Below are 15,014 nucleotides of genomic sequence, written 5' to 3' on the forward strand. Positions count from 1 at the left end.
ATAAAATAAATCATGCTACAATGAAAACGAATTAAGGACCGGGGAGCCAATTGGCTGAGAGGATGTAAGTAAACATCGACCCTCAACCTGATCTGGATAATGCCAGCGTAGGGAGTTACTTAAAGTGATGTAGCATATGTTATTCTGTAATAACTTGCATACAAGGCTTTCCTACGCAGTAGGAAAGCCTTTTCTTATTTTTGAAATTTAATTTTATAAGGGGGATTTTATTATGTCACAACAAGTTACAATGTCATTTTCAGTAGTACCACAAGCGAAAACGAAAGATGTATATTCTGTTGTCGATAAAGCAATTGAAGTTGTGCAACAATCGGGAGTTCGTTATGAAGTAGGGGCAATGGAAACAACTTTGGAAGGAGAATTAGATGTACTTCTTGATGTCGTTAAACGTGCGCAACAAGCTTGCGTCGATGCTGGAGCAGAAGAAGTGATTACTTCTATTAAAATCCATTATCGTCCAAGCACTGGTGTAACGATAGATGAAAAGGTTTGGAAGTACCGTGATGAATATGCAAAACCAGAAGCAATCTAAACTTATTACAACTATTTGGCTTATCCTTCTCATTGCGATATGGGAAGGATCTGTTTCATTATTTAAAATCGAACCGTGGATTTTACCAAAGCCTTCTGCCATTGTTCAAGAATTAATTGGGATGAAAGATTTACTATTACCAAATACGATGCAAACACTGCAGGAAGTTATAATTGGACTATTCTTTGCAATTTTATTGGGGACGAGCATCGCAATTATTATGGACGTTATACCGTTATTTCGTATTTTAATAAATCCATTGCTCGTTATTTCGCAAACAATTCCAATTGTTGTACTTGCACCGCTATTTATTATTTGGTTTGGATATGGGATGTTGCCGAAAGTAATGGTCGTAATACTCGTTTGTTTCTTCCCAATTGCGCTTAGTATTTTAGAAGGTTTTCAAACAGTAGATAAAAACATGCTGAAACTGTTACAAACAATGAAGGCGACAAAATGGCAAGTTTACCAGAAAGTAAAATTTCCAGCAGTGCTTCCATACTTTTTCTCAGGTTTAAAAATTGCAGTTACATATAGCGTAATGGGGGCAATTATCGGAGAATGGCTCGGTGCAAGTGAAGGATTAGGCGTTATGCTTACGAGGGCTACAAAATCCTTTTTGACTGCCCGAGTATTTGGTGTTGCAGCAATCATCGTTATGGTGACATTATGCCTGTATTTTATCGTAGAGTTTATGGCAAGAATAACAGCACCATGGATATATAGAAAGGACGGCAGAAAATGAAAAAAGGTTTGAAAGTTATGTTAGCTGCCTTAGTAGCGGTAGGTGTGGCTGGATGTAATCCGGCGAAGAAAGAAGAAAGTGCAAGTAAAGATCAAAAAGTAAAAGTAGTATTAGATTGGTTTCCAAATACGAATCATACTGGCTTGTATGTAGCGCAAACGAAAGATTATTACAAAAAGCAAGGATTAGATGTAGAAATTATTCAACCAGGTGACAATGTAACAGCAGAGCAAATGATAGCATCAGGAAAAGCAGACTTCGCAATAAGCGCACAAGAAAATGTAACGTTAGCTCGTGTGGAAGGAATTCCTGTTGTATCTGTAGGAGCGATTATTCAGCATAACACTTCAGCGTTTGCATCGCTTAAGAAAGATAATATGACGTCACCGAAAGATTTTGAAGGTAAACGTTACGGCGGCTGGGGAGGACCAGCGGAAGAAGCGACATTAAAGACGATTATGGATAAACATCAAGCTGATTTTAATAAAGTTGAAAAAATCATCTTAGGACAAACAGATTTCTTTAAATCAATCGGTCGTGATGCAGATTTCGAATGGATTTATTACGGTTGGGATGGTATTGAAGCAAAGCGCCAAGGAAAAGAGTTAAATACGATTATGGTGAAGGACTTAGATCCAGCGCTTGATTTCTATAGTCCTGTTATTATTACGAGTGAAAAACATACGAAGCAAGATAAAGACTTTGTGAAAAAGTTTATGAGTGCAACGACAGAAGGTTATAATTTTGCAATTAAGGAACCGAAAGAGGCTGCTGATATTTTAATTAAAGCTGTTCCAGATGTAAATAAAGATTTAGTTCAAGAAAGCCAAAAATGGTTAAGTACGAAGTATCAAGATGATGCTAAAGCATGGGGAGTACAGAAGGAAGAAATTTGGACGAATTACATGAATTTCTTATATGACAACAAAGTTATTAAAAAGAAAATCGATGTAAAAGATGCTTTTACAAATGAATTCCTTCCAAGTGAAAAATGAGCGGATTACACATAAAAAATATAGTGAAATCTTTTGACGGAAAGAATGTATTAGAGAATATTAGTGCCTCTATACAAGAGGGAGAGTTTGTTTCCTTTGTAGGACCGAGTGGTTGCGGGAAAAGCACATTATTAAACATGATTGCAAATGTTGAAAAACCAACAAGCGGGAACGTAACGTATAACGATAAGCAAGTACAAGAGCAAGATGTTGTTAGTTATATGCCACAACAAGATTTATTACTACCGTGGCGATCAGCTTTGCAAAATATCGTTCTTCCGTTAGAAATTGAAGGAAAGCCGAAAAAACAAAGGCTGACAGAAGGAATGGAAGCATTAAAGCAGTTCCAACTAGATGAATATGCAGACCATTATCCAGATGAATTATCTGGTGGTATGCGTCAAAGAATTAGTTTTCTGCGCACATATTTATGTGAAAAGCCAATTATGCTGCTGGATGAGCCTTTTGGTAAATTAGATGCATTTACAAAAATGGAAGTACATAGCTGGCTTTTAAACTCTTGGCATCAAGAAAAGCAAACAATCGTTATGGTGACACATGACTTAGATGAGGCAATCTTGCTTTCAGATCGCGTATTTATTTTATCTCAAAGACCAGCGTCAATAGTTGGCGAGGTACAAGTGAAATTACCTAGGCCGAGAACGATGGATATGTTAACATCACTCGAATTAAAAAAGGATAAAGAAGAGATTTTAAGTGTGTTAGCTCCTTATATGAAAAAATAGAAAAAGCTGATATTTTAATTTTAGACGAACCGACTAATCATTTGGATGTAGAAACTAAGATGGCTTTACAGGAAGCGTTACAACAATACAAAGGAACGGTTTTAATTGTCTCACATGAACCTTCTTTCTATGAATCGTGGATAACAAAAGTATGGAATATAGAAGATTGGAATACTGAACAATATGAATAAAGAAAAGGCATTAGCTTTTAGGAGCTAATGCCTTTTCTTTGTGATTAACATGATTTTCGAGAACTCTTACATGAGAATTGTATGAAGAAGCACTCTTATGGTGCGCTTATAAGCGTGCTTTTTCTTTTGTTATATTTATAATACGAAAGCCTTTCCCTAACAGGTGACTATCTTTCTTTATATATATAGATAGTTCAAAATGGAATGAAAATAATTCCTTTATGTAAAGGATAATATGGATATTATAGGAAGACAATAGAAATTAAAGGAAATTCATGTAAAATTCAAATGAACTTCATATAAACTTCATATTAGAAATTAAATATAATTATAATAGGTTATTATGATATTTTTGATTTTTCGTAAAATTAAAAGTTTGAATTTAGGAGGTATTGCTCAAACCTAAATTCAAACTTTAGTGAATTAATTAATGGATATTACGTCTAGTTTTCGCTAATGACGGTATTTAAAAGTTCGGCAGGATTACCTGTTCCTGCACCGCCAATTGTAATAGATCCACCAGGAGGAATTTCACCATTCCATCCTGCGTTCGTAATTACATAATGATTATTTGTTTTACTACTAATTTTAGAATCCCAAACTTGTGTTAAATTACCGCTATAATCAAATTCTAATTTCCAATTTTTAATAGGAGTCGTTCCATTATTTTTGATTATAATCGAGAAGTTATAACCGCTGCCCCAATTCGAAGTGACTGAAAATGTAGCAGTACCATTTCCATCAGGAGGTGTCGTATTAGCTTCATCCGTTTTGACAGTAAGAGCGGTAGGTTGTGATTTATTTCCAGCAGCATCTTTGGCAATTATTGAAAATGTGTATTCCGTATTAGGTTTTAAGTTTTTAATTGTAATGCTATTTGTTGTTGTACTCCATTTCTCTTCTCCAGCAGTAATTTCATATTCCATAACTCCTACGTTATCAGTAGATGCAGTCCAGTTTAATTGAACTGAGTTTGAATTTTTATTCGTAACTACAACGTTTTTAACATTCGTTGGTGGCTCAGTATCTTTTTGACTAATAGGTCCACCAAGTAATTCTTTTACTAGCGTATCAAGTAATTTTGGACCACTGCAACTATATTTTGGACTTGTACGGCAATCTCCGCTTAGTTCCCAAAACATTGCTCCACTTAAACCTTTCGTCTTTATATAGTCTGTTTTGTATTTCATAGATTCATTGTCATCGTAGCTAATAAATGTGCCTGTAGTTGCATTATATAAATAAGGTACTTTAGCTGTGTCATTCCAGTAGCGTACAAAACCATTTTTATTAACGTAATTGGCTGCTAAATCACCGTAATCATACACACCTGTGTCACCGGTAGAATAATCATCCCAAGTACCTTTAGAAGCAAGTTTCCCATCACTACCTGGTTTGCAAGGTTGATATTGTCCGTTATTTTCTTTGCCACAACTTTTCCAGCCACGTCCGTAAAAGGGTACGCCTAATACTAGTTTATCGACTGGAACACCTTCATTTGTATAAACATTTATAGCACCATCTACGTAAAAATTCGTATTTGCTGCTGGGTCATTTGGATCCTTATATAGAGCTGCATTATGATTAGAAGTAGCTTCCCATCCGCCGTGGAAATCATATGTCATAATATTAATCCAATCGAGTATTTGAGAAATTTTCTTTAGCTCTGTATGATCAGCGTAGCGTTGGCTTGCGCCTGAAGCGATTGTTAGTAAATATTGTTTGCCATCTTCAGCACCTGCTTTATTCAAAGCATTTCGGACATCTTGAAGAAGGAGAGTGAAATTTTGTTTATCTTCAGGACGATAACTACCACCAGGAATCGTTTCAACGCCCGGATATTCCCAGTCTAAATCTACGCCATCAAACCCATATGCGCGAAGAAAAGCTACTGTAGATTCAGCAAATACTTTTCTTGTTTTTTCATCAGCGGCCATATCAGAAAAGCGGTTAGACCAAGTCCAGCCACCAACGGAAATAATTGTTTTTAAGTGAGGATATTTAGCTTTTAATCGTTTTAGTTCCCCGAAATTTCCGCAACGGGCATATTTATCGCAATCTTCCCAAGTTGTCCCTGAGCCAGGATACGATTTGGTAACATCAGCCCATGGTTCACCGAGTACGAGAGTACCATTAGGAACCTCTTTATTTTGCAATGGTACACCAGATTCTTTACAGTTCCACGTTTGTTTATTTGGATTATCAGGATGAGTAGAAGGGTTTCCATGTTTTCCATTCCAACAAATATCCGCGAAAGCATAGTTAAGGTGAGTAAGCTTTGATGCATCAATGTCAGCAACTTGATAATTACGTCCGTAAACGCCCCACGAAGGAAAGTACCCAACAATTTTTTGACTTTGCTTTGGTGAATCTGCTAATGCGAGATTTGGAGTAATAAAATTTGTGAGAAAAAGAGGTAAGAAAAGTAGTAGAGATAGTAATAGCAGTGTGAATTTTTGAGACCTCATAGCCATTTCTCCTTTCAAAATAAAAGATATATTTAAAGGCATACGCCAATAAACCAAAATGAATCTAGACGTATGAAACGTCTAGATAAAATGATCAGACATCACGAAGTCTATACAAGGGAGCTGGGGGTGATTAAATCGTAACAAATGTAAGATTTAGTGTAAACGCTTTATTAAGTTGAAAAAGACTTTCTCAATACAAAAAGGCTTGAATACAAACTATATATGAAAACTAAAGATTGGTATGGGAAGAAAAAGCTCATTATAAATAAATTTGAGAAAAAATTGTATGGAGCCAATTATTAAAGACGTAGAAAGATAAGGAAATATCATGTAAAATAATAGTAAAAATATGTAAAGGAGGGAATAGTGTGGATGTGTTTTTGAACATTGCTGAAGAAAAAATTCGACAAGCAATACGGAATGGTGATCTTGATTATCTTCCGGGAAAAGGAAAACCACTACAATTAGAAGATCTTTCAATGGTACCTCCAGAACTTAGAATGAGTTATAAAATTTTAAAAAATGCGGGAATGATTCCACCAGAAATGGAACTACAAAAAGATATATTAAAAATAGAGGATCTAATTGCTTGCTGTTATGATGAAGAAGAGAGAAAGAAATTACGAGAAGAGTTAACAGCAAAAACTCTTCGTTTTCAGCAGGTAATGGAAAAGAGAAAGATTAAAGATAGTTCAGCTTTTCGTATGTATCAAGGCAAATTATTTCGTAAATTACGCTAAGAGGGATAAGATGACTACATTTAAAACGATAGAAGAATTAGCGACCTATATCGAAGAACAACAATTGGTACTTCTGTTTATTAAAACGGAAAATTGTGGTGTTTGTGATGTTATGCTAAGAAAAGTAAATTGCGTATTAGAGAATTATGATTACGTAGAGAAAATAGAGATATTACTACAAGACATGCAAGAGATTGCGGGGCGATATGGAGTATTTACAGGGCCAACAATTTTATTATTTCATAATGGAAAAGAAATTCTTCGTGAATCACGCTTCATTTCACTTGAAAATCTAGAGAGAATCATTCAATTATTCGAGGAATAGGGGAGGCTTTTATATGGGATTTATTATTGTCATACTATTATTTGTTGTAGTTGGAATAATCGTAACAGCAGTTCGATCGAACAAAAAGAAGGTGAACTTGGCGAAACAAAATAACATACATAATTCATCTAACAGCTCATCACCATTATTTTTCTTTGCTGGATCGGATAATGATAGCTCGCATGATGGCGGTTCACATGATTGTGGAGGCTCTTTTGGGGGAGATAGCGGAGGAAGCTGCGGTGGCGGTGGGGATTGATGAAAATGCGCCTTATATAGGCGTATTTCTTTTTAAACAAACGTTTGATTAGTCGGCTTACATATACATAAACACAGTTAAACAAACGTTTGATTAATATTTTTAACATACTAAGGGGAATGGAAATGAAAAGGGAACCGAAAGTGAAAAATAAGGGGAAAGTAGTGTTATTTTTATTAGCTGCGGGAGGCGTATTTCTTGTTAAATTAGCATTTAAATTTGGAACAATACATATGATTCGAACTTGGTTTGAAAGTACGTTTTCTTAAATAAGGAATATAGCCTCTTGCGATAGAGGTTTTTGATTTGTTATTATTAGACTGAACGGTCGGTTTAAAGAGGTGTGAATATGAGAAGAAGCGCAGAAGAGATAAAGAAAGAAATTGCATACAAAGCAGAAAGTCTATTTTCACAGAAGGGCTACGCAGCTACATCTATGGAAGAGATTTGTGAAATTACAGAGCGAAGTAAAGGAAGTATTTATTATCACTTTAAAAGTAAAGAAGAATTATTTTTATTTGTAGTGAAACAGCATACGTATGATTGGCTTGAAAAATGGAATGAAAAAGAGAAGTTGTATAGCACTAGTACTGAAAAACTATATGGTCTCGCGGAATATCATGTAGAGGACATACAGCAACCAATTTCAAATGCCATAGAGGAATTCTCTATGAGTCAAGTTGTAAGTAAAGAGATTTTGGAGGAACTATTAGCTTTAACTAGAGAATCATATGTTATGTTTGAGAAATTAATTGAAGCAGGTATACAGTCTGGAGAGTTCCGTGAAGATAATACTCGTGATCTTATGTATATTGTGAATGGATTATTATCAGGGCTTGGAGTACTTTACTACGAGCTAGATTATAAAGAGTTGAAGCGTATTTATAAAAAGGCAATAGATGTATTGTTAAAAGGAATGGCAGCTGAATAATAGGTCAGTTGCTTTTCTTACAAAATAAATTAGACTGAACGGTCGGTTTGTGAAAGGGGAATGAAAATGAACGCTTTATTTAAAAACCGAGCATTTATGCTCGTTATGGCGTCTGATATTTTACAACAATTTGCAATTTGGATCAGAAATATGGCTCTTTTGTATTTTATAATGGAGCGAACGAATAATGATCCGGTTTCTGTTTCTTTGTTATCAGTTATGGAATATGCACCTATTTTTATTTTCTCGTTTATCGGTGGTGCGCTAGCTGATCGCTGGAATCCGAAAAGAACAATGGTCACTGGAGATGTGTTGAGTGTACTGTCTATTATAGGAATTGTCCTGTTGTTAAAGTTGGATTATTGGCAGGCTATATTTTTTGCAACACTCATTTCCGCGATTGTAGGTCAGTTTTCTCAGCCCTCATCTTCGCGTATATTTAAGCGCTATGTAAAAGAAGAACAGGTAGCAAATGCGATTGCATTTAACCAAACATTACAGTCATTATTTCTAATTTTTGGACCAGTGGTAGGATCGCTTGTGTATACACAACTTGGTTTATTTACGTCACTATATAGCTTAATCATTTTATTTTTGTTATCTGCTATCGCCCTTTCATTTTTACCAAAATGGGTTGAAAAAGAGCAAGTGGCGAGAGATTCATTAAAAAATGATATAAAAGAAGGTTGGAAGTATGTTCTTCATACGAAAAATTTACGTATGATTACGATCACTTTCACCATTATAGGCTTAGCTGTTGGATTAACAACTCCATTAGAGGTGTTTCTTGTAATAGAACGCCTTGGAATGGAAAAGGAAGCAGTTCAATATTTAGCTGCAGCTGATGGAATAGGTATGTTAATTGGTGGTATTGTTGCTGCAATTTTCGCTTCAAAAGTGAATCCGAAAAAAATGTTTGTATTCGGTATGGGCATATTAGCAATGTCATTTTTAGTAGAAGGGCTATCTACATCATTTTGGATTACTAGTTTCATGAGGTTTGGAACAGGTATTTGTTTAGCTTGTGTTAATATTGTTGTCGGTACGCTTATGATTCAACTTGTACCAGAAAATATGGTTGGAAGAGTAAATGGGACGATTTTACCACTGTTTATGGGGGCAATGCTAATTGGAACTTCACTAGCTGGAGGATTAAAGGAACTAACTTCACTAGTTACTGTGTTTTGTATAGCAATGGCACTTATTTTATTAGCGATAGGGCCAGTTCTACGTATGCAAATAAAAAAAGAAGATGTTGCTAATAAAGAGGCACTAACAAATTCGTTAGCTTCGAAATAACTATTGTAAGGGAGCAATATTGCTCCCTTTTTCTTTGAGGAACTTTTGACAACTATATGAGCCAATTATATACTGATGTTGTAAAAACGATTTTACAGGTTAGGAGCAATGGTGTGAAAAATCAAATCTATGAATTACGCACTGAAAATAATATTTCACAAGGCGCATTAGCTGATAAATGTAAGGTTTCTAGACAAACGATAAATGCAATTGAGAATAATAAATATGATCCAAGTTTAGCGTTAGCATTCCGTTTAGCTGAAGTATTAGGAACAACTGTTGATAAATTATTTTTGTACAAGCAGTAGAGTCGTTCATTATAAGTCGCACCTTTAAAAATAAAAAAGATCCTCTTCTTATGAGAAGAGGATCTTTTCTTATAGCGTTTTAGTCTTTGGACTAGGTGGTGTAACGGATGTATTATTTTCTGGAACTCTAGTTAGTAAGAATCCTCCGATAATAAACAGAACAATAATACTAAGAACACCAGCGTTTGTTTTTCCTGTTAATTGGGTTGTAACACCGACTAATACCGGACCCATAATTGCGGCAAACTTGCCAAATATATTATAAAATCCGAAGAATTCATTAGCAGATTCTTTAGGTACTAGTTTTGCAAAGTATGAACGACTTAGTGCTTGAATACCACCTTGAGATGTAGCAACTAACATTGCTAAAATCCAAAAATCAAGTGTCGTTTTTAAAAAATAAGCATATGTGCAAATAATGATATAAATAATGATACCGACATATAACATTTTTTTACCAGTAAATGTTTCAGATAATTTTCCGTATAGTAAAGCAAATGGACAAGCGACAATTTGTGTTACAAATAATATGATTAATAGATTCGTTGCACTAATACCGAGATCGGTTCCGTAAGCGGTAGACATAGTAATAATTGTGTCGACTCCGTCAATATAGAAAAAGTAAGCGATTAGAAACATAAATACAGTTTTATATTCTTTAATATTTTTAAAAGTATCAGCAAGACGTTTGAAGCTCATTCTAATAGGTCTTGGATGACGCTCAATATAGTGTGTTTGCTCTACGTTTTTTAGCATTGGAATTGTAAATAATCCCCACCAAAGAGCTGTTATTGCAAAGGAAATTTGACTAGCAATGCCGACCGATAAGGGAATAGTTCCTTTTTGGGAAAGAATAATAAGAGCGATACAACCGATAAAAGGAATTGTACTCCCGATATAACCTAATGCAAATCCTCTTGTAGAAATTCGGTCCATTCTATCTTCAGAAGTGACGTCTACTAAAAATGCATCATAGAAAATGTTTGCTCCAGCAAAGCCGATTAAGGCGAGCATATAGCACCCTAGCAATAAGTACCACTGAGAGGTTGGAACGACTGCTAACATACTTGTAAATACGATACCGAGTCCAAAGAAGAATGTGAAAAAACGTTTTTTAAATCCTTTATAATCAGCAACTGTGCCAAGAATAGGAGCAAGTATAGAAATTAAAAGTGTTGCGAATGAGTTTGCATATCCCCAATATGCTGTTGAAGTTGCCCCAGATAAACCCGCTTCTTTTGCAGCTGCTTTAAAGTAAATTGGAAATAATGCAGTTGTAATGACGAGCGAATATACGGAGTTCGCCCAATCGTATAATATCCAGCTTTTTTCTTGTCTGGACATTTTTTTCATATAATGTTCCCCCTCAAATTTGTTTTACTAACAGTGTACAAAAATAAAAATTATAAAAAGAGAAACAATGATGAATTTTACATAACTTTTACATATATACACAGTTCTTTACAATTGGAGTAAATCCTCTACAATTGATCCGTCTGTTTCACCTAAGTGTAAACCGAGTAGTCTAGCGATAGTTGGGCCCTCATCAATAAGTCTCATATACGGTATGGTAATGCCGCTTTTTATCCCTTTCCCAGCAGCTATAAAAATTGTTTCATAGTTAGGTTTTGTTGGAGAGTATCCATGCGTACCAAATGTATATTTTTTACTAGGCGTAACATCTTTTGCAGTAATTTCTTTTATAAAATCTCCTGTATAGTTTTCAGTGAAATAATACCCCTCTTGTGCTTCTAACATAAATAAACAATTACCGTCTGCACCGCAGTCTTTCGCAGCTTCATCATGAAGTATAAATTCAATTCCGTTTTGTTTATTTTGAAGTAGTTCTTCAAGGAGTAGTTGTACCTCCCGAATTGTATCCGTATCATTTTTGTCCTTTACATATACATAGGCAGAGCCGTCGCAACTTTGGCAATAGGCTTTCCAGTCTACTAATTTTCTTTTTTTATTAAGAGATATAAGTCCTCTTTGATGGAATAGCACATTTAATTGTATGGATTTGTTTTCACTTAAAGCGCTATGATCACCAAGGGCAATAATTGTACTTTCTTCGTATAAGTCACTTTCTTTTAGTGCTTGAATAATTTTCCCTAGACGTTCGTCGTGTCTCTGGATAGCAGCTATTGTTTCGTTAGATTCAAAGCCGTGATAGTGTCTTTGTGTGTCTAGATCGGTGAAATGTACGAACATGATATTAGGCTTTTTCGTCTGGATTGTATGCACAGCAGAGGCGAGGACGAAATCATCCAGCTCTGGTTGTGATAAACCATTTCTTATATGGCCGAAACGACGATTTAAATCTAATTGGTATAGTGGGCTACCGCTAAATAAGGAAACTAACACTTGATTTTGCCAAGGTCTATTTGGAAAAATTTCTGGTAAATTGTAATCGATGTTCGCTCTTCCAGTAACAGGCCATAGAAGGGCAGCTGTCGTTAAATTTGCTTTGCGCGCTTCATCATACAATGTTGTTCCTTTTATTGATTTTCGGTACCAATGCCAATCAGGTGATTCACGCCCTGGTTGAAGTAACGTATTGCTAACAACACCGTGCTTGTTAGGGTAATTACCGGTTACGATTGTTGAGTGGCTTGGATATGTTACAGAAGGATAAATTGGTTCTACTTTTTCGACAACCGTGCCCTTTTTTATTAGAGATTGGAAATGAGGTAGTTTTTGTAGTATAGGAAAATCTAAAGCTGATAAACAGTCGAATGATAAAATAATGACATGGTTTGTTAATGCTTTATCCATAAAGTTCCCTCCTGATTATATAAAACCTATTCTTATATATTACTATTAATACCTAGTAATAAAAATATATTTTTATGTGAAAATTTATTATTTATTTTCAGAAAAATTAAACATATAATTAAGTATAAGGGAATCTATGGAAGGAGGAAACACTATGGATTGGTTAGATGGATTTGGTATCTTTTACATCATTGGCGGAATCACGATTATCCTTGTATTTGCTATTTCATATTTACTAAAGAAACGGTTTCCAGACAAACAGTTCGATATTATATTTGCACTTAGTTTAATACTTCTTTGCTTAGCGTCCTTTCCCGTTACAATGATTGTTATTGGTGGGTGGGAAGGAATGGGATATGGATTTATTGGTTTCTTCGTCCTACTTGGTACACTTATCGGTATGATTGCACATCAACTTGTGAAAATTACGCGGAAAAGCTACGTATAAAACTGCAAAAAATGAAAAGAATATATAAAAATAAGAAAATTAGCTATTGTTTTAAAAAAGAATTTGTATTATGATAATCAACAAATTTATTTCGTTATAACGATGAAAAAGGACTAGTACATGTTCAACCTTTTTAGCAGAGAGAGAATCCGTCAGGCTGAAAGATTCTTAAAAAGGCAATATGGAACCTGCCTTTGAGTTCTGCATATGCAGCGGGAATTTCCCGTTATCAAAAAGAGAGCATGCGCAATTTTTGTGCATGAATCAGGGTGGTAACGCCGACAAAGCTCGGTCCCTATTTAGGGACGCGGGCTTTTTTGTATTTTCTAGAAGGAGGAAGACTGACTATGGCAAAAGAACAAGTGCAAGCCATTACGAAGATGGAAGAGGACTTTGCGCAGTGGTATACCGATATTGTAAAAAAAGCCGAACTTGTTGATTATTCAAGTGTAAAAGGATGCATGATTTTACGTCCGTATGGTTATGCCTTATGGGAGAATATGCAGAAGGTGATGGATGAGAAGTTAAAAGAAACTGGCCATGAAAATGTATATATGCCAATGTTTATCCCAGAGAGTTTATTGCAAAAAGAGAAGGATCATGTTGAAGGATTTGCTCCTGAAGTAGCATGGGTTACGCATGGCGGAGATGAAAAGTTAGCGGAAAGACTTTGTGTACGTCCTACATCTGAAACTTTATTCTGTGAGCACTTTTCAAAAATTGTGCAATCCTATAATGATTTGCCAAAGTTATATAATCAGTGGTGTTCAGTAGTTCGTTGGGAGAAGACAACTAGGCCGTTCCTTCGTACGACTGAATTTTTATGGCAAGAGGGTCATACAATCCATGAAACGGCAGAAGAATCGCAGGCTGAAACATTAAATATTTTAAACTTATATGCTTCTTTCTGTGAGGATTATTTAGCAATACCAGTTATTAAAGGACAAAAAACAGAAAAAGAGAAGTTTGCTGGAGCAAAGGCAACTTATACAATTGAAAGTTTAATGCATGATGGAAAAGCACTTCAAACAGGAACCTCTCATAACTTTGGGACGAATTTCTCAGAAGCATTTGATATTAAGTTTTTAGATCGTAACGGTAAGTGGCAATATGTGCACCAAACATCTTGGGGTGTATCAACAAGAATGATAGGCGGGCTAATAATGGTTCATAGTGATAATAATGGACTTGTAATGCCACCAAAAGTCGCTCCAGTGCAAGTTGTTATTGTACCAATTGCTCAGCATAAAGAAGGAGTTTTAGCAAAAGCAACAGAGTTACAAGCACATATTCAAAAGGTTGCACGAGTAAAAATAGATGCTAGTAATAAAACACCAGGCTGGAAATTTAATGAGTATGAAATGAAGGGGATTCCAATTCGATTAGAAGTTGGCCCTAAAGATATTGAAAAGAATCAAGTTGTACTTGTAAGAAGAGATACGAAGGAAAAAGAGTTTGTACCAATGGATCAATTAGAAGAACGTATTCCAGCATTACTTGAAGAAATTCATATTGCTTTATTTAATAAAGCAAAAGCATTTCGCGATGAGAAGACGTATGTTGCGACAAATTTCGAAGAGATGAAAAAAATAGCTGATGAAAAGCAAGGCTTTATTAAGGCAATGTGGTGCGGGGAATTAGCTTGTGAAGAAAAACTAAAAGAAGAAGTTGGCGTATCTTCACGTTGTATGCCTTTTGAGCAAGAGTATTTAGCTGAAGAATGTATTTGTTGTGGTAAAGAAGCTAAACAAATGGTGTATTGGGGAAAAGCGTATTAATACTTTTTCTGATAGGTGATAAAAGGACTTTGGGCTGCATAATAAAATGTAATCCAAAGTCCTTTTTAGTTTTATACAGTATTTCATGTACTTTTTAGATGGAAGGATGTTGTTCTTATTTTACGTTTTTACGACGAATAAACAGTAACATACCAATTAGGAATGTTGAAAGCCCCATTAAAATAGATATAGGGTAATGCGTTGCAGTATTAGGTAATTTATCACCTTGTTTTTTCGTATTATCTTTTACATTACCCCCTTGAGAACCGTTGCCCTCCTGAGAATTGCTATCGCCTTTAACACGATTGCCACCTTGAGAGCCATTACCCCCTTGAGAACTGCTATCACCTTTAACACGATTGCCGCCTTGAGAGCCATTGCCGCCAGAACCGTTACCACCAGAACCGTTACCGCCAGAACCATTGCCACCAGAGCCATTGCCGCCAGAAC

General features: G+C 35.4%; 17 protein-coding genes, 1 pseudogene, 1 riboswitch and 1 other annotated feature. Of the genes and pseudogenes, 14 read left to right on the forward strand and 4 right to left on the reverse strand.

All coding sequences use genetic code 11. The features are described from left to right. Nucleotides 1-29: 29 nt before the first annotated feature. A riboswitch (TPP riboswitch) is annotated at nucleotides 30-131 on the forward strand. Nucleotides 132-232: 101 nt separating this feature from the next. From DN401_RS04110 to DN401_RS04130, 5 genes and pseudogenes are all read left to right on the forward strand, one after another. Continuing rightward, nucleotides 233-553 carry an MTH1187 family thiamine-binding protein gene (locus tag DN401_RS04110; RefSeq protein WP_000082906.1) on the forward strand — a complete coding sequence of 107 codons (321 nt, stop codon included), beginning with the start codon at nucleotides 233-235 and terminating at the stop codon, nucleotides 551-553. Next, nucleotides 525-1,298: an ABC transporter permease gene (locus DN401_RS04115; protein WP_001057166.1), complete on the forward strand. Its 774-nt coding sequence runs from the start codon at nucleotides 525-527 to the stop codon at nucleotides 1,296-1,298. The genes DN401_RS04110 and DN401_RS04115 overlap by 29 nt, the downstream gene beginning before the upstream one ends. Then, entirely contained in the window at nucleotides 1,295-2,293 is a 999-nt protein-coding gene (locus DN401_RS04120) for an ABC transporter substrate-binding protein (RefSeq protein ID WP_000715573.1), read from the forward strand. The genes DN401_RS04115 and DN401_RS04120 overlap by 4 nt, the downstream gene beginning before the upstream one ends. Next, entirely contained in the window at nucleotides 2,290-3,039 is a 750-nt protein-coding gene (locus DN401_RS04125) for an ABC transporter ATP-binding protein (RefSeq protein ID WP_033695432.1), read from the forward strand. Before DN401_RS04120 ends, DN401_RS04125 begins: the two co-directional genes overlap by 4 nt. A gap of 8 nt (nucleotides 3,040-3,047) precedes the next feature. Continuing rightward, nucleotides 3,048-3,230: pseudogene (locus tag DN401_RS04130) on the forward strand (P-loop NTPase family protein); the annotation flags it as partial. Nucleotides 3,231-3,673: 443 nt separating this feature from the next. Here the strand turns inward: DN401_RS04130 and DN401_RS04135 are convergent. Further along, nucleotides 3,674-5,698 carry a glycosyl hydrolase family 18 protein gene (locus DN401_RS04135; protein WP_001257487.1) on the reverse strand — a complete coding sequence of 675 codons (2,025 nt, stop codon included), beginning with the start codon at nucleotides 5,696-5,698 and terminating at the stop codon, nucleotides 3,674-3,676. Nucleotides 5,699-6,069: 371 nt separating this feature from the next. Between DN401_RS04135 and DN401_RS04145 the strand changes: the two genes are divergently transcribed. The 7 genes from DN401_RS04145 (at nucleotide 6,070) to DN401_RS04175 (ending at nucleotide 9,563) form a co-directional block, all read left to right on the forward strand. Next, a complete protein-coding gene (locus tag DN401_RS04145) occupies nucleotides 6,070-6,441 on the forward strand; it encodes a DnaJ family domain-containing protein (RefSeq protein ID WP_000382376.1) in 372 nt (123 codons plus the stop codon). Nucleotides 6,442-6,451: 10 nt separating this feature from the next. Next, nucleotides 6,452-6,766 (forward strand): thioredoxin family protein, encoded by a 315-nt coding sequence (locus tag DN401_RS04150; protein ID WP_000206515.1) that lies wholly within the window; start codon nucleotides 6,452-6,454, stop codon nucleotides 6,764-6,766. Between the two features lie 13 nt (nucleotides 6,767-6,779). Next, nucleotides 6,780-7,025 (forward strand): hypothetical protein, encoded by a 246-nt coding sequence (locus tag DN401_RS04155; RefSeq protein WP_000505774.1) that lies wholly within the window; start codon nucleotides 6,780-6,782, stop codon nucleotides 7,023-7,025. Between the two features lie 125 nt (nucleotides 7,026-7,150). Continuing rightward, nucleotides 7,151-7,294 carry a hypothetical protein gene (locus DN401_RS04160; RefSeq protein WP_000817981.1) on the forward strand — a complete coding sequence of 48 codons (144 nt, stop codon included), beginning with the start codon at nucleotides 7,151-7,153 and terminating at the stop codon, nucleotides 7,292-7,294. A gap of 80 nt (nucleotides 7,295-7,374) precedes the next feature. Then, on the forward strand, nucleotides 7,375-7,956 hold the full coding sequence (locus tag DN401_RS04165) for a TetR/AcrR family transcriptional regulator (protein WP_001254439.1): 582 nt from the start codon (nucleotides 7,375-7,377) through the stop codon (nucleotides 7,954-7,956). A 66-nt stretch (nucleotides 7,957-8,022) separates the two neighbouring features. Then, the gene (locus DN401_RS04170; RefSeq protein ID WP_000992579.1) at nucleotides 8,023-9,255 is read left to right on the forward strand and encodes an MFS transporter; all 1,233 of its coding nucleotides are present in this window, start codon (nucleotides 8,023-8,025) and stop codon (nucleotides 9,253-9,255) included. 56 nt (nucleotides 9,256-9,311) lie between these two features. Continuing rightward, nucleotides 9,312-9,563, forward strand: coding sequence for a helix-turn-helix transcriptional regulator (locus DN401_RS04175; protein WP_002023181.1), 252 nt, complete (start codon nucleotides 9,312-9,314; stop codon nucleotides 9,561-9,563). A gap of 69 nt (nucleotides 9,564-9,632) precedes the next feature. Here DN401_RS04175 and DN401_RS04180 read toward each other — a convergent pair whose 3' ends face one another. Then, nucleotides 9,633-10,916 carry an MFS transporter gene (locus DN401_RS04180; protein ID WP_000738812.1) on the reverse strand — a complete coding sequence of 428 codons (1,284 nt, stop codon included), beginning with the start codon at nucleotides 10,914-10,916 and terminating at the stop codon, nucleotides 9,633-9,635. Nucleotides 10,917-11,024: 108 nt separating this feature from the next. Beyond that, nucleotides 11,025-12,338: an alkaline phosphatase family protein gene (locus DN401_RS04185; protein ID WP_000356407.1), complete on the reverse strand. Its 1,314-nt coding sequence runs from the start codon at nucleotides 12,336-12,338 to the stop codon at nucleotides 11,025-11,027. Between the two features lie 154 nt (nucleotides 12,339-12,492). Between DN401_RS04185 and DN401_RS04190 the strand changes: the two genes are divergently transcribed. Then, on the forward strand, nucleotides 12,493-12,786 hold the full coding sequence (locus DN401_RS04190; protein WP_000383850.1) for a YesK-like family protein: 294 nt from the start codon (nucleotides 12,493-12,495) through the stop codon (nucleotides 12,784-12,786). Between the two features lie 93 nt (nucleotides 12,787-12,879). After that, nucleotides 12,880-13,086: a binding site (T-box leader), on the forward strand. Between the two features lie 47 nt (nucleotides 13,087-13,133). Continuing rightward, nucleotides 13,134-14,564 (forward strand): proline--tRNA ligase, encoded by a 1,431-nt coding sequence (proS, locus tag DN401_RS04195; protein ID WP_098212573.1) that lies wholly within the window; start codon nucleotides 13,134-13,136, stop codon nucleotides 14,562-14,564. 115 nt (nucleotides 14,565-14,679) lie between these two features. On the opposite strand, the gene DN401_RS04200 is transcribed toward proS, so the two are convergent. Then, nucleotides 14,680-15,014: LPXTG cell wall anchor domain-containing protein (locus tag DN401_RS04200; protein ID WP_149287546.1), on the reverse strand; the 335-nt coding region annotated here is incomplete at its 5' end.

Origin of the sequence: Bacillus sp. BF2-3 (assembly GCF_008368795.1) — a bacterium.
GTDB lineage: Bacteria > Bacillota > Bacilli > Bacillales > Bacillaceae_G > Bacillus_A > Bacillus_A cereus.

Excerpts from the sequence above, each read along its gene's own strand:
- DN401_RS04110 (WP_000082906.1), top strand. The coding sequence starts at position 233 with ATGTCACAACAAGTTACAATGTCATTTTCAGTAGTACCACAAGCGAAA.
- DN401_RS04115 (WP_001057166.1), top strand. The coding sequence starts at position 525 with ATGAATATGCAAAACCAGAAGCAATCTAAACTTATTACAACTATTTGG.
- DN401_RS04120 (WP_000715573.1), top strand. The coding sequence starts at position 1,295 with ATGAAAAAAGGTTTGAAAGTTATGTTAGCTGCCTTAGTAGCGGTAGGT.
- DN401_RS04125 (WP_033695432.1), top strand. The coding sequence starts at position 2,290 with ATGAGCGGATTACACATAAAAAATATAGTGAAATCTTTTGACGGAAAG.
- DN401_RS04135 (WP_001257487.1), bottom strand. The coding sequence starts at position 5,698 with ATGAGGTCTCAAAAATTCACACTGCTATTACTATCTCTACTACTTTTC.
- DN401_RS04150 (WP_000206515.1), top strand. The coding sequence starts at position 6,452 with ATGACTACATTTAAAACGATAGAAGAATTAGCGACCTATATCGAAGAA.
- DN401_RS04155 (WP_000505774.1), top strand. The coding sequence starts at position 6,780 with ATGGGATTTATTATTGTCATACTATTATTTGTTGTAGTTGGAATAATC.
- DN401_RS04160 (WP_000817981.1), top strand. The coding sequence starts at position 7,151 with ATGAAAAGGGAACCGAAAGTGAAAAATAAGGGGAAAGTAGTGTTATTT.
- DN401_RS04165 (WP_001254439.1), top strand. The coding sequence starts at position 7,375 with ATGAGAAGAAGCGCAGAAGAGATAAAGAAAGAAATTGCATACAAAGCA.
- DN401_RS04170 (WP_000992579.1), top strand. The coding sequence starts at position 8,023 with ATGAACGCTTTATTTAAAAACCGAGCATTTATGCTCGTTATGGCGTCT.
- DN401_RS04175 (WP_002023181.1), top strand. The coding sequence starts at position 9,312 with ATGAGCCAATTATATACTGATGTTGTAAAAACGATTTTACAGGTTAGG.
- DN401_RS04180 (WP_000738812.1), bottom strand. The coding sequence starts at position 10,916 with ATGAAAAAAATGTCCAGACAAGAAAAAAGCTGGATATTATACGATTGG.
- DN401_RS04185 (WP_000356407.1), bottom strand. The coding sequence starts at position 12,338 with ATGGATAAAGCATTAACAAACCATGTCATTATTTTATCATTCGACTGT.
- DN401_RS04190 (WP_000383850.1), top strand. The coding sequence starts at position 12,493 with ATGGATTGGTTAGATGGATTTGGTATCTTTTACATCATTGGCGGAATC.
- proS (WP_098212573.1), top strand. The coding sequence starts at position 13,134 with ATGGCAAAAGAACAAGTGCAAGCCATTACGAAGATGGAAGAGGACTTT.